Raw genomic sequence first — 12,208 nt, 5'->3', positions numbered from 1 at the left:
TCGGACTCTCCGACGGGACCCTCAAGCACGAAGGGCGCCTGGTTCCCTCCGCCATCGCGCTCTCACACACCGAACAGTTCGACCGGCTCCGCGAAGGCTGCCCCGACGCGCTCCCCCTCGCCTTTCTCGCTGGCGACCCCTGCTACGACCGGCTACTCGCCAGCGCGCCGAGGCGGCTCAACTACCGCGACGATCTCGGCCTGCGCCCCGGACAGAAACTCATCACCGTCAATTCCACCTGGAAGACCGATTCCCTTTTCGGGTCCCACCCCTCGCTCGTACCACGGCTCCTCTCCCGACTCCCGTACGATGAATACCGCCTCGCGCTCGTCCTGCACCCCAATGTCTGGTCCTCGCACAGTGAGCGCCAGATCGAGGCGTGGTTCGACGAAACCCTCCGCTCCGGCCTCCTCCTGATCCCGCCCGACGAGGGCTGGCGCGCCGCCGTCACCGCCGCCGACCTCGTCCTCTCCGACCACGGCTCCGTCAGCGTCTACGCCGCCGCCCTCGGTCGCCCGGTCCTGCTCTCCCCCGGCGGCCGCGACTCCGTCGACCCCGACTCCGCGCTCGGCCGCCTCTACGAAGCAGCCCAGCCCCTCGACCCCCACGCACCGTTCCCGCCCCAGTTCCACCAGGCGGAGAAGCTCCGCGACCACACGCACGAGACCGCCCGATCCTGGATCAGCTCCGCGCCCGAGCAGTCGCTCGACCTCATCCGCGCCGAGGCCTACCGGATCATGGGAGTCGATCCGCCCGCGCGCGCCCCCGCGCTCCTCGCCGTGCCGCCGCCGAGGGTCCGGAGCCTCGGGACCGCCTCCCTGTGGGTCGCCGTCACCCCGGTGGAGGACTCCCTCGCCGTCCACAGGGTTCCCGCCGCCGCGAACCCCGACGGCCCGGGGATCCTGGTCGTGTCCGACGCCGAACTCGACCACCGCCTCGCCGGGGCCGCCGACGCCTTCACCGTCGCGGAGGGGAACCTCCCCGCCGACGAGGAACTGTGGTCCGACACCGTGTTCGCCCACAGGCCCGGCGCGAGGCTCACCGTCGTGCACTCCCCCGAGGGCGCCCGCCTGCGTACCCGTGAAGGAGCGCTCTTCCGGCTCCGCTTCGAAAGCTCCCTCGACGACGACCACCTGGCCGTGTGCATCCTCGCCGAACGCCTCATCACGGCTGACCACCCTCCCACCCCGGCGGCGCTCGCGGCCCGCAGCCCGCTGAGGATCCGGATCTCCCTGGAGCGCACACTCACCGTCCCCTTCGAGGTCTACACCCACTGATTTCCGGATTCCACCGACATCACGCGACCACGCTCAGTAGCTTCATGCCATGCCCGGATTCGACCACGAACTTCAGGTACGGCTGCTCCAGAACAGGCCGTCCCTGGTGCCCTTCATGCTCAGCGACACGCTTGGCTTCCCTGTGCCCGACTTCGCCCGTGCGGAGCTCGGCTGCGGTGACCACACCAAGCTCAAGCCCAAGCCGTTCAAGTCAGACAACGTGGTCGTTCTCTACGACGACGACGGCGGAAAGCTACTGGCCATCATCTCGGAGGTCCAACAGGACAAGGACCATGACAAGCCCTACACCTGGCCTCTTTACCTCGCCACTGTCAGGGAGCAACTACGTTGCCCCGTTCGATTGATGGTGGTCTGTCCGGACAGCGACACCGAGCAGTGGGCACGCACTCCCATCGAGATGGAGAACGGAGGTGCCGTTCTCAGGCCAGCGGTCCTAGGACCGAGTAACACCCCCTACATCGACGACATCGAACGGGCGAGGGCCCTTCCGGAGCTTGCCGTGCTGTCCGCAGCGGCTTACGGCTCACACCTGCCTGTGCTCAAGGCCGCCGAAGCCGCCCTGGACAAGCTGCCCGAACACACCCAACTTCTTTATAATGACTACATCGAGTCGAAGCTCAATGCGTCGGCCCGCAAGATGTGGGAGGACCTCATGGCAACCGGTACCTACGAGTGGCAGAGCGACTTCGCCCGCAAGTACGTGGGGCAGGGCCGTGAGGAAGGCCGTGAGGAAGGTTTCGCGCAGGGCAAGCGCGAGGCGCTCCTCCGTATCCTGGAGGCACTCCCCATCACGGTTGACGAGGAGGCACGCAAGCGTATCGACGAATGCGCTGACTCGGACCAGCTCGATGCCTGGCTCACCAAGGCCGTCAAAGTGAAGACCACCGACGAACTATTCGCCTGACCCCATTCCAGCAATACCGGGGCCGGAGCCACATGCCCGGCCCCGACGCTATGCCCGCTCCTGCCCGGTGAGCTTCTCCCGAAGGCGCTTGGCGGCTCCGGCCGCGCCGACGAGCTCGTACACCTCGGCCGCCGTGGTCCACCGCTCCCCTGGGCTGTCTCCGAGGTCGCCCAGGGTCTCCAGGACCTTGCCGACCTGGTAGGCACGGTTGGCCGCGACGAAGCGGCCCAGGGCCTCCCCCAGCAGCGCGACGGCCTGGCCGGGGTGCTCCTCGGCGAGGATGCGGGCCTGGTTCACCAGCAGCTTGCCCTCGTTGGCGTGGTCGGGCCCTTCCGCCTCAGCGTGCTCGCGGAACAGCCGGAGCGCGGCCGCGTAGCGTTCGAGGGCCGCCTCTTGATCCCCGCCCAGCAGTGCGGCGTCCCCCATGTGCATGTGGTGGAGGGCCGACGGCCGGGCGCGCGTGTGGTCGAGGCAGGGGAACGACGCCTCGAGCCGACGTTCTGCGGCCTCCCGGTGACCCTCACGGCGTTCCAGGATGCCGAACCACTCCAGGGCCGCGCCCCTGCCTCTCGGGTCGGCCCGCTCGGTCTCAGCGGCCTCCAGGGAGAGTTCGAGCTGCTGCCTGGCCTCGGCCAGTCGGCCCCGCCCGAGCATCGCCTCGCCCCACTGCCCCCGGATCCGGGCCACGGCGTCGGCGTTCCCGCAGGCCTCGGCGTCTCGGACAGCCAAGGCGAGCAGGGTCACGCGCTCGTCGGTCCTGCCGTGCGCGGTGAAGTAGCCGTTGGTTGCCTCGGCCACCTGCCAGGCGTAGCCGGGATCGGGCGGGCACCCGTCCCACACCCGGCCGGAGCGCTCCACACAGGCGATGATCGCGTCCAGGTTGGCCTCGAACCACTCGTCGGGGATCGGGTCGCGTTCCATCCGGCCGGGCACGAACTCGGCGCTGCGTTCACGGATCTCACGGCGCCGGGCCAACCAGGGCTCGAGGCGGCCGGGAAGCCTGTCGTCCTGCCGGACCTGTTCCGCGGCGGCGGCGAAGTCCGGCACCGAACAGGGTGCTTCCTTGCCGTACAGGGGGCCGAGCTTCCAGCGCTGGGTGCGGACGGTGTCGGCCGCCACGGAGCCGTACAGGTAGTAGTCGGCGAATGCCTGCTGGGCGCTTCGGCGTTCCTCCGGTGAACCCTTCGTGGTGGCGACCCATGTCGCGTGCTCGTAGGTGAGGTCCTCCATGACGTACCGGCCTGCCCAGTCGGTCTTGACCAGGCTGCGCCTCAGGAGGCGGTCCAGCGCCTCGTCACCGCGGACCGGGTCCTGGCCGAAGACGGACCGGACCAGCCATCGGTCGAAGTCACGGGTGGGGTGCAGGCCCAGTGCGCGGTACAGCAGGGCGGCGTTCTCGTCGAGTTCCCGGTAGAACGCGTCGAAGACCGCGATGGGCCGGGTGGAGACCGCGGAGGCCTCCTCGAGGTAGGCGAGTCGGCCGCACTCCTCCATACGTGCGACCAGCTCCCCGGCGGACCGGCCCGGCTCATCGCACAGGAGGGCGGCGGAGTGACCGGCGAGCAGGGGGATCCCCGCGCACCGGCGTACCAGTTGTTCGAAGGCCTCCGGCTCGTCCGCGAAGCGCTCGGGACCGAGGATGTCGTGGAACAGCGCCGCGACCGCCCCGTCCTCCAGCGGCCCGACCCGCACCGCGGCCGGGCGCCGCATGCCCAGCCCTCGGACCGGTTCGCGGCTGGTGGTGATCACCAGCGTCCCGGGCAGGTCGGACAGGAACGGTTCGACCTGCGCGGCCGAGCGGACGTCGTCCAACAACACGACCACGGGCCTGCCCTCGGTGTGCTGCCGGAAGAGGCTGAGCTTGCCCTCCAGGGTGTCGAAACCCGGGGCGTCGGTATCGATACCGGCCGCGTGGAAGTATTCGTCGCACATCTGCTCGACGCCTCTGCCCCGCCCCTCACCCGGGTCGCCGCCGCAGGCCATGGCGATCTGGGCGTGGCCGAAGCTGCTCCGGTTGAGAATGATCCACGTGAGGGCGAGGGTGGTCTTGCCGACCGCCGCCTCTCCGACCATGCTCCACAGCCAGCTCCCCGTTCCCTCCTCCGCGCGTTCGAGAAAGGTGTCGAGCAGGGCCAGCTCCTCGCCCCGGTTCTGGAAGACGCTGGTCTCGCGCTGCGGAAGGAGCCGGACCGTTCGAGACTCACTCTGGTGGATACTCACCGAGCCGGCCACCGAGCCGATCTGGACCTGGGTGCCGTGGTTGTCGCCGTGGGAGGTGTTGTGTGTGCCGCTCACAGCGCCCCATCCTGGCCGAGAACGGCGCTCCCGACCACCCCCGCAGGTCGGAACGGGTTGTCCTATGCCGGTCACGGTCCGCCATCGGCCGCCGCTTAGCCTGGCTGGGCGTTCCGGTGCTCCGATCGGGACCGGACGGTAGTTCCGGCGCGGGGCGCGAAAGGTCGGTGTTGCCCCCATGTCCGACTCCACGACCCGGGCATCGACGGCGCCGCTCGGTGGCCGGTTCTGGGCCTTCTGGTCCGCCTCCCTGGCCTCGAACCTGAGCGACGGCGTGGCGATGATCGCCATGCCTTGGCTCGCGTCCTCGCTCGCGCCCGACAGCGCGGCCCTGGTGGCGGCGGTCGCGACCGCCGGGCGGCTGCCCTGGCTCTTCCTCGCCCTGCCTGTCGGGGTGCTGATCGACCGGGTCCCCCGGTTCACGCTGATGGTCTCCGCGAACACCCTGCGTATGCTGCTGTGGCTGCTCCTCGCTCTGGTCGTGTTCTCCGGCTGGCACTCGGTCGCCCTGCTGGCGGCCTTCGCGTTCGCGTTCGGCGCTTTGGAGGTCTGTTACGACACCGCCGCCGAGACCACGGTGACGGCGCTGGTCCCCAAGGAGCGTCTGGAGCGGGCCAACGGGCACATCCGGTCCGGGGCGATCGTGGCGCAGGAGTTCGCCGGTCGTCCGCTGGGCGGTTTCGTTCTGGCTCTGAGCCTGTTCGCGCCGTTCCTGTTCAACACCGCCGCGCTGCTGGTGTCTGTGGTGGCCCTGCTCAGGGTCCGAGCGACATCGCCCACCACAACCGCGTCCTCGCCCGAGGCCCATGCGGCGGCGCCGCGCGGGCTCCGAGGGGTGTGGGAAGACGTGGGCGAGGGCGTGCGGGCCCTGTGGAACCAGCCCCTGCTGCGCGCCGTGGCGGTCATCGCGGTCTTCATCAACACCGCCTACGCGACCCTGCTCTCCACCCAGGTCCTGTTCGTGCGCGACACCCTGGGCTTGGACTCGGCCGGATTCGGCCTGCTCATGGCCTTCGCCGCGATCGGCGGCATCGTGGGCGGGCAGCTGGTCTCCTGGCTGCGCTCCGTCCTGCCGCACGGCACCCTGCCGGTGCTCTGCTTGGCCGTCAGCGGACTGCTGTACCTGGTAGTGGCGCTGTTCCCGCTCACCGCGGTCGTGGCCGGGGTGTATTTCCTCTCCGGCGGACTGGTGCTGGGCTACGCGATCGCGATGACCTCGATCCGCCAGCGCATCACCCCGGACCACCTGCTCGGGCGGGTGAACGCCGCCATGCGCACGGTGAGCGTCGGTATGAGCGCCGTGGGCATGGCGGTCGGCGGTGTCCTGGTGTCGTCCTTGGCGCCGGCGCTGGGGCAGACGGACGCCCTCCGTGCCCCCTACGTCCTGGTGAGCGCGGTCAGCCTGACGGTGGTGGTGTTCTTCGGCCGCCAGCTCACCCGCCTAGTGCGGGAGAACGACATCTGACCCCCGCCGACCCTGCACCGTCGGTGCGGCGGTGCCCTCAGTTGCCGAGGGAGTGTCCTCTCAGGCCCCGAGGGTTCGCAGTTTCCCGTGGGCCTCGTCCATGCGGACAGGGAAGGCCTCTGGGCTCTCCGCGAGGCGCATCGCGCTGAGTTCACAGGCCATCGCGGCGTGGGCGGCCAGGACCGCGACGGTCTCGGTCGCCCCTGCCTCGGTCAGCGCCGCGGCGAGCCGGAGCGCGCGCTGCTGCCGGGTGAGCAGGTAGCGCGATCTCAGGTCGACGCTCTCCTTGAGCAACCGCACGAGCACTGCGGAGTGAGCGGGTGACAGGGAGGCGTACGGTCTGGTGACGGCGCTGGCCTCACGCAGCAGGGTGAGGGCCGCCCCGAGGTCGTCGCCCAGGGGCCGGTCCGCCTTGTCGCGCACGTAGGCGCACATGCGGTCCGCCTCCGCGCTGTCGTCGGCGAACAACACCTGTTGTTTGTCACCGAAGTACCGGAAGAACGTGGTGCGGCCGACCTCGGCGCGTTCGGCGATGGCGGCGACAGTGACGTTGTCGAATCCGTGTTCGGCGAAGAGTTGGAAGGCGGCCGACACGATCGTGGCCCGCGCCTTACGACGTTTGCGAGCGTGGAGCGTGTCCGGGGGGTGGTGCATGAGGCGACCCTATCGAGTGGGAACTCGGTTCTCTTTGGCACGCGGGACCGACCATAGGGACGGTGGTCCTGAAACGGACCGAGAAGCCGAGGATGCGGGAAGTCGTCCGGGCTTGATGACGGGTTGTATCCGGCACCCGAGGCCTGGGGGAGCCTCGGGCAAACACCGGTTGGCCCGGGATTTTATTGCAAAGAGGTCTGGTACTCGCAACCGCCTTCCCCTTACCGCTGAACCCTTGCCAGGAAAGAGTTCCCTCCTCACGGAAGTTATCCCTCCAACGGGCCCACCATTTCCGGAGGGAGGCGAATTTGCACTCCCAGCAAATCGTTCAGGTTCCTAACTGTTCGCTATCCGAGGTATCCGAAAGCCGTGCCCGCGGGCCGCGAGGACCCCTCGCCGCCTCCCACCGCAGCCTTCCGCGCGCGCCCTGCCGAATGTCACCCCCCTGTGACACAGTGGAGACCCACATCACAACTTGGGATTCGTCATGGCATATATCCTGGTCATAGGCACACGCAAGGGGCTGTTCACCGCCCACAGCGAGGATCGGCGCGGGTGGAAGGTGCACGGTCCGCACCGACTCGACGAAGAAAACGATGCGGGGATGAGCCCCGTCTACTCCGTCGGGATCAACCCGCACACCAGGCGCCTGCTCGCCGGAACGGAGAGCTGGCACTTCGGACCGAGCGTCTGGCACAGCGACGACCTCGGCGCGACCTGGACCGAACCGGAGACCGCACCCATCGCCTTCCCCGAGGACACCGACGCCTCGCTCGCCCGTGCCTGGCAGTTCGCCTTCGGGGCCGACCCGGACACGGTCTACGCGGGGGTGGAGCCGCACGCCCTGTTCCGGTCCTCCGACGGCGGCACCAGCTTCGAACTGGTCCGGGCGCTGTGGGACCACCCGCACCGGACCAACTGGTTCCCCGGGGCCGGGGGCGCGGCGATCCACACCGTCCTGCCGGGAACGCTCGGTACCGGCCAGCGGTCGCCGGAGGCGATCACCGTGGCCATGTCCACGGGGGGTGTCTACCAGACCGGGGACGGCGGGGCCAGTTGGGCACCGGCCAACCGGGGCATCTCCGCGGGCTTCCTGCCGGACGAGGAACCCGAGTACGGCCAGTGCGTGCACAAGGTCGCGGCCGCCCCGGACGGCTCGTTCTACGCGCAGAACCACCACGGGGTGTACCGCAGCGACGCCCCGGCCGCCGACGGGTGGAGCCGGATCGAGGAAGGGCTGCCCACCGACTTCGGCTTCGCGGTGGTCGCACACCCGCACCGGCCCGAGTCCGCGCTCAACTTCCCCGTGGTCAGCCAGGAAGTGCACTTCCCACCGGGGCACCGGCTGAGCGCCTACCGCACCGACGACGGGGGGAAGACCTGGCGTTCGGTCAACAAAGGCCTGCCGGAGGAGCCGTACTTCGGAATCGTGCTGCGCGACGGTGCCTGCACCGACGGCGCGGACGTCCCCGGTTTCTACTTCGGTACGCGCTCGGGCGACGTTTACGCCGCCACCGACGACGGAGAGCGCTGGCACCGGGTAGCCGCGCACCTGCCCGACGTGCTGTGCGTCCGAGCGGCGGAGGTGTGAGATGCGGGTGACCGTACACCTGACCAGCGTGCTGCGGGCCGACGCCGACGGGGCCTCCCACGTACCGCTGGAGGTCCCCGATGACAGCGCGCTGCGCGGTGTGCTGGACACGCTGGCCGCCCGGCACCCGGGTCTGGACCGGCGGATCCGGGACGAGCGCGGCCAGCTGCGCCGGTACGTCAACGTGTTCGTGGACGAGGACGAGTGCCGGGCCGTCGGCGGCTTGGACGCACACGTCCGGGACGGGGCCGATGTACGCCTGCTCCCCTCGGTGGCGGGAGGATAGGCCCGGACCCGACCGGCACCGGTCAGGCCGCGTGCACGCCTTCACCGCGCCGCATCGGTATCGGGCGCAGGTGGGTGAGGCGCCGCCACACCCACTCCAACGGGCCCAGCCGGAACGCGCGCAGCCACCAGCGGGCGAGGAAGAACACCAGCACGAAGTAGGCGACGCCGATCCCGTACTGCGCCATGAGCGGGATCTCCCCCTCGAACGGCTTCATGGTCAGCAGGAACACGGCAGTACTGCCGAGGTAGACGCTGAGCGTCATGCGACCCAGCGGAGCCAGGGCGCCCAGTGCACGGGAGGCCGGCCCGTTCCGGCGGACCAGCCACCACACGAGCCCCAGGAAGAACAGGGCGCCGCCCAGGCCGGTCAGCGTGCCCGAGAAGGACACCATCACCTCGGCCCCCGGCGCGACCACCGGCATGCCCTCGGAGGTGAGGTGCACGGGGGCGCCGACGGCGTCCGTTTCCATGGGGAAGAGCAGGTCGGAGCCGTAGAGGACGGCCAGGCCGAGCACCTGACCGACCAGGCCGGTCCACACCATCCGGAGCGGAAGCCGGGAAGGGCCCTCGGCAGCCTCCGGAGCGAGTTCGGGCCGGTGGGCGAGCCACAGGCCGACGCAGAAGAAACCCAGGGTCTGCGGCACCAAGGTGACCAGGACGTCCCCTTCGGTCCGCGACCCTACCGTGCCCGCGAGGTACTCGAGGAGCGGCGCGGCCGAGAATGCGGCGACCGCGAACCAGAACGCACTCTCCGCCCCGCCCAGTAGGAACGGCATCAGCGGGGCGAGCACCAGCGCGGTGAGCGCGTAGTGGGTGAGGATGTCGCCGGGGAACACGAGCAGGTGCGGTACCCCGAACAGCACGCCGAGGACCGCGTAACGGCGCAGCATGAGGGCCATCGGCCTCCCTCCGCGCCGTTCCGCCGCCCGCCAGGCGAGGGCGGCGCCGACCCCGAGCAGCACCATGAGCATGGCCCGCGCCTTCCCCGCCATCAGGAGGCCCAGCACGGCGTCCACAGCCGAGGCCGCGGCGCTCTGGTCGCGCTCGCCGAGCCGTTCTGCGGCGAAGACGATGGTGTGCGCGTTCATCATGACCACGCCGACCATCGCCACTGCGCGTGCCACGTCCAGGAACGCGACCCTCCTGGCGGGGTCATCGGCGGTCACGGCGGCCCCGCCGTCGGCGGAGGCAGCAGCCGGTCCGGCCCCTTCGGACGGCACGGTGGCGGACGGGTCTACAGCTTTCATCAAGGGTCCTCCTCGTGGATAGTCCCCAAGCTTGGCCAGCGCTCGCCCTCCCGCACATCGCCCGAACAGCCGAATCGCCTCCCCTCCCGGTTCAGCCTTTCGGCCGATCCCCGTTGCCTCGCCCTGCCCACCCGGCCGGGCCCGGACCCTCCAGCAGCCCTCTCGGGCCGCCGCCGTTACCTCCGACGTCATCGACCCCGCTCCCCCTGCCGGGCGACAGTTGTGCCTAACCCGGCCGACCACGGCCGACAGCGTCTTGGAGGCTCTCATGGCCAGCACACTCTCCGCGCCCGCGACCGACCGTCCGCTCCGCCTGTCCCTGCGTCTGGACTCCCTGGCCTGCGCCGTCTGCGGACTGGTGCTCCTGCCCGGCGCGGCCCCGCTGTCCGCGGTTCTGGGGCTGCCCCTAACCCTGCTCGTCGCCGCGGGCTTGTTCCTGCTGGCCTTCGCGGCGTTCCTCTGGTGGACGTCTGCCACCGCGACCGTCCGGCACGGCTCGGTGCACACGGTGGTGGCGGTCAACATTCTGTGGACCCTGGGTTCGTTCGCGGTCGTCGCCCTGTTCGCGCCCTCCCCCTGGGGCGTAGCCTTCGTCCTGGCGCAGGCCGTCGCGGTCGCGGGTATCACCGTCGCGGAGGTCCTGACCCTGCGAGGGAGCACAAGGAGGGCCGCGTGACCAACACGCCACCGGGCAGCGCACGGTCGGGCAGCACTCGGCCGGACGGGATGCGGCCGGGCCCCGCCGCGCCGGGGGGCCAACGGTCGCGTCCGGTCGGTGACCTGCTCCGCGAATGGCGGGGCAGGCGCCGGTTCAGCCAGCTGGCCCTGTCCCTGGAGGCCGACATCTCCACGCGGCACCTGAGCTTCGTGGAGACCGGCCGGTCCCAACCGAGCCGGGAGATGGTTCTCCGGCTCTGCGAGACGCTCCAGGTACCCCTACGGGAGCGCAACCGGCTCCTGCTCGCCGCCGGGTACGCACCCGAGTTCCCTGAGGCCCCGCCGGACGGCCCCGGCCTGGAGTCGCTGCGCACCACCGTCCGCGCGATCCTCACCGGCCACGAGCCCTATCCTGCCGTGGTGCTCGACTCGGACTGGAACCTTCTCGAGGCCAACGCCGCCGTTCCGCTCCTCCTCGAAGGGGTGTCAGCGGAACTCCTCACCGCTCCGGTCAATGTCCTGCGGGTGGCACTTCACCCCGACGGCATGGCGCCCCGCTTGCTCAACTTCGGCCGCTGGCGGGCGCATCTGCTGGACCGGCTGCGGCGCGAAGCGGAATGGACCGGCGAAGGCGACCTGCGCGCTCTGCTCCGAGAGCTGTCCGACTACCCTGCCCCGGATCCCCGGGGGGACGACCTCGCGCCGGAGCCGACGGAGCTGGCCGTGCCGTTGCGGCTGCGGACCTCCCAGGGGGACCTCTCCTTCCTGAGTACCGTCGCGACCTTCGGCACCGCCGTAGACGTGACGGTCGCCGGGCTCGCCATCGAGACCTTCCTCCCCGCCGACCCGGCCACCGCGGAGGTGCTCCGCGGGTCGGCCCTTTGACCGATGCCCGGCCCGCACATGTCGGCCTAGCCTTGCCGCATGACACATACGACCGCGCTGAGCAGGCTCTTCGCCTCCATCGAACGAAGGTCCCTCGCGCTGCAGTACCTGGCCGCCGCGGCCCTGTCGGCGGTGGTGCTCCTGCAGTGGTCACTGGACCTGCGAACCGTGCTGGAGATCCCCCGTATCGAGGACTGGCCCGGACCGCCGACCTCCCCGATGGACTTCGCGGCGAGCGTCTCCGGAGCGGTCTGCGTCCTCCTGGTCATCCTGGTCAGCCCGCCCTGGGCCGGAGCCCGGGCGACCCTGGCCGCGGGGATCGCCGCGCCGTTGTCGGTCATGACGGTGTCCGCGCTGCTGTGGCCGCTTCCCAAGGGGATGTTCGGCTACCCCATAACGATGGCCGAGGCATTCGGCCTGCTCATCATTCTGGCGCTGACCGCGCTGCGCTGCCGCGCCTGGCACATCGCGGTGGTGTCGGTGCTGGTCTTCCTCGCCGCCTGCTCCGACTACCTCCGCCAGCCCTTCAACCTCGATCCGACCACCGCGCTTTCAGTCGTAGCGGCAGGCCTGGCACCCGGGCTGTACCTGCGCTGGCGGCGGGCCGAACGCGGCGCCCGCGTGGAGCGGGTCCGGTCGGAGGAGCGCCTGGCCATCGCCCGTGACCTGCACGACGTGGTAGCCCACGAGGTGACCGGGATCGTGGTGCAGGCGCAGGCCCTCCGGCACATCGCCGACCGGGACCCCGGAGCGGTCCGGGACGCCCTGCCCGAGATCGAGGAGTCGGGCACCCGCGCCCTGGAGTCGATGCGGGGCATGGTCTCCCGGCTGCGGCAGCCCGGGGAGGCCCCGCTGGCGCCGACGCCCGCGGAAGGGCTGGCGGCGCTGGCGTCCCCGGCCGCCCCGGGGCGGCCGGGGACGCCA

At 70.6% G+C, this 12,208-nt stretch carries 12 protein-coding genes; 8 read left to right on the top strand and 4 right to left on the bottom strand.

Translation table 11 applies throughout. From position 1 onward, the window contains the following. Positions 1-152 precede the first annotated feature (152 nt). Positions 153-662 carry a hypothetical protein gene (locus ACYVD1_RS17145; protein WP_460773469.1) on the bottom strand — a complete coding sequence of 170 codons (510 nt, stop codon included), beginning with the start codon at positions 660-662 and terminating at the stop codon, positions 153-155. Between the two features lie 75 nt (positions 663-737). Here ACYVD1_RS17145 and ACYVD1_RS17140 point away from each other — a divergent pair, with 75 nt between their 5' ends. Next, entirely contained in the window at positions 738-1,277 is a 540-nt protein-coding gene (locus tag ACYVD1_RS17140; protein ID WP_460773466.1) for a hypothetical protein, read from the top strand. A gap of 49 nt (positions 1,278-1,326) precedes the next feature. Beyond that, a complete protein-coding gene (locus ACYVD1_RS17135) occupies positions 1,327-2,202 on the top strand; it encodes a hypothetical protein (RefSeq protein WP_460773463.1) in 876 nt (291 codons plus the stop codon). Positions 2,203-2,250: 48 nt separating this feature from the next. Here the strand turns inward: ACYVD1_RS17135 and ACYVD1_RS17130 are convergent, their stop codons facing one another. Next, positions 2,251-4,497 carry a hypothetical protein gene (locus ACYVD1_RS17130; protein WP_460773460.1) on the bottom strand — a complete coding sequence of 749 codons (2,247 nt, stop codon included), beginning with the start codon at positions 4,495-4,497 and terminating at the stop codon, positions 2,251-2,253. Positions 4,498-4,675: 178 nt separating this feature from the next. Between ACYVD1_RS17130 and ACYVD1_RS17125 the strand changes: the two genes are divergently transcribed. Next, positions 4,676-5,962: an MFS transporter gene (locus tag ACYVD1_RS17125; protein ID WP_460773457.1), complete on the top strand. Its 1,287-nt coding sequence runs from the start codon at positions 4,676-4,678 to the stop codon at positions 5,960-5,962. A 60-nt stretch (positions 5,963-6,022) separates the two neighbouring features. On the opposite strand, the gene ACYVD1_RS17120 is transcribed toward ACYVD1_RS17125, so the two are convergent. Further along, the gene (locus ACYVD1_RS17120) at positions 6,023-6,616 is read right to left on the bottom strand and encodes a TetR family transcriptional regulator (protein WP_460747784.1); all 594 of its coding nucleotides are present in this window, start codon (positions 6,614-6,616) and stop codon (positions 6,023-6,025) included. A gap of 487 nt (positions 6,617-7,103) precedes the next feature. Here ACYVD1_RS17120 and ACYVD1_RS17115 point away from each other — a divergent pair, with 487 nt between their 5' ends. Both ACYVD1_RS17115 and ACYVD1_RS17110 read left to right on the top strand, forming a co-directional pair. Further along, positions 7,104-8,207, top strand: coding sequence for a WD40/YVTN/BNR-like repeat-containing protein (locus ACYVD1_RS17115; RefSeq protein ID WP_460773455.1), 1,104 nt, complete (start codon positions 7,104-7,106; stop codon positions 8,205-8,207). Between the two features lies 1 nt (position 8,208). Beyond that, positions 8,209-8,493 (top strand): MoaD/ThiS family protein, encoded by a 285-nt coding sequence (locus tag ACYVD1_RS17110; protein WP_460747786.1) that lies wholly within the window; start codon positions 8,209-8,211, stop codon positions 8,491-8,493. A 22-nt stretch (positions 8,494-8,515) separates the two neighbouring features. Here ACYVD1_RS17110 and ACYVD1_RS17105 read toward each other — a convergent pair whose 3' ends face one another. Then, a complete protein-coding gene (locus ACYVD1_RS17105) occupies positions 8,516-9,742 on the bottom strand; it encodes a DUF418 domain-containing protein (RefSeq protein ID WP_460773452.1) in 1,227 nt (408 codons plus the stop codon). A 268-nt stretch (positions 9,743-10,010) separates the two neighbouring features. Here ACYVD1_RS17105 and ACYVD1_RS17100 point away from each other — a divergent pair, with 268 nt between their 5' ends. The 3 genes from ACYVD1_RS17100 to ACYVD1_RS17090 all read left to right on the top strand — a co-directional run. Continuing rightward, the gene (locus tag ACYVD1_RS17100) at positions 10,011-10,418 is read left to right on the top strand and encodes a hypothetical protein (RefSeq protein ID WP_460773450.1); all 408 of its coding nucleotides are present in this window, start codon (positions 10,011-10,013) and stop codon (positions 10,416-10,418) included. After that, positions 10,415-11,284, top strand: coding sequence for a helix-turn-helix domain-containing protein (locus ACYVD1_RS17095; protein WP_460773447.1), 870 nt, complete (start codon positions 10,415-10,417; stop codon positions 11,282-11,284). Before ACYVD1_RS17100 ends, ACYVD1_RS17095 begins: the two co-directional genes overlap by 4 nt. A gap of 39 nt (positions 11,285-11,323) precedes the next feature. After that, a partial coding sequence (locus ACYVD1_RS17090) for a sensor histidine kinase (RefSeq protein ID WP_460773444.1) occupies positions 11,324-12,208 on the top strand: 885 nt, incomplete at its 3' end.

Source organism: Nocardiopsis nanhaiensis (genome assembly GCF_054778635.1).
This window is presented reverse-complemented; position numbering and strand designations above follow the sequence as displayed.

Bases quoted from the DNA above. Each gene is read 5' to 3' on its own strand.
- ACYVD1_RS17105 (WP_460773452.1), bottom strand. From the start codon at position 9,742: ATGAAAGCTGTAGACCCGTCCGCCACCGTGCCGTCCGAAGGGGCCGGA.
- ACYVD1_RS17135 (WP_460773463.1), top strand. From the start codon at position 1,327: ATGCCCGGATTCGACCACGAACTTCAGGTACGGCTGCTCCAGAACAGG.
- ACYVD1_RS17100 (WP_460773450.1), top strand. From the start codon at position 10,011: ATGGCCAGCACACTCTCCGCGCCCGCGACCGACCGTCCGCTCCGCCTG.
- ACYVD1_RS17110 (WP_460747786.1), top strand. From the start codon at position 8,209: ATGCGGGTGACCGTACACCTGACCAGCGTGCTGCGGGCCGACGCCGAC.
- ACYVD1_RS17140 (WP_460773466.1), top strand. From the start codon at position 738: ATGGGAGTCGATCCGCCCGCGCGCGCCCCCGCGCTCCTCGCCGTGCCG.
- ACYVD1_RS17120 (WP_460747784.1), bottom strand. From the start codon at position 6,616: ATGCACCACCCCCCGGACACGCTCCACGCTCGCAAACGTCGTAAGGCG.
- ACYVD1_RS17125 (WP_460773457.1), top strand. From the start codon at position 4,676: ATGTCCGACTCCACGACCCGGGCATCGACGGCGCCGCTCGGTGGCCGG.
- ACYVD1_RS17115 (WP_460773455.1), top strand. From the start codon at position 7,104: ATGGCATATATCCTGGTCATAGGCACACGCAAGGGGCTGTTCACCGCC.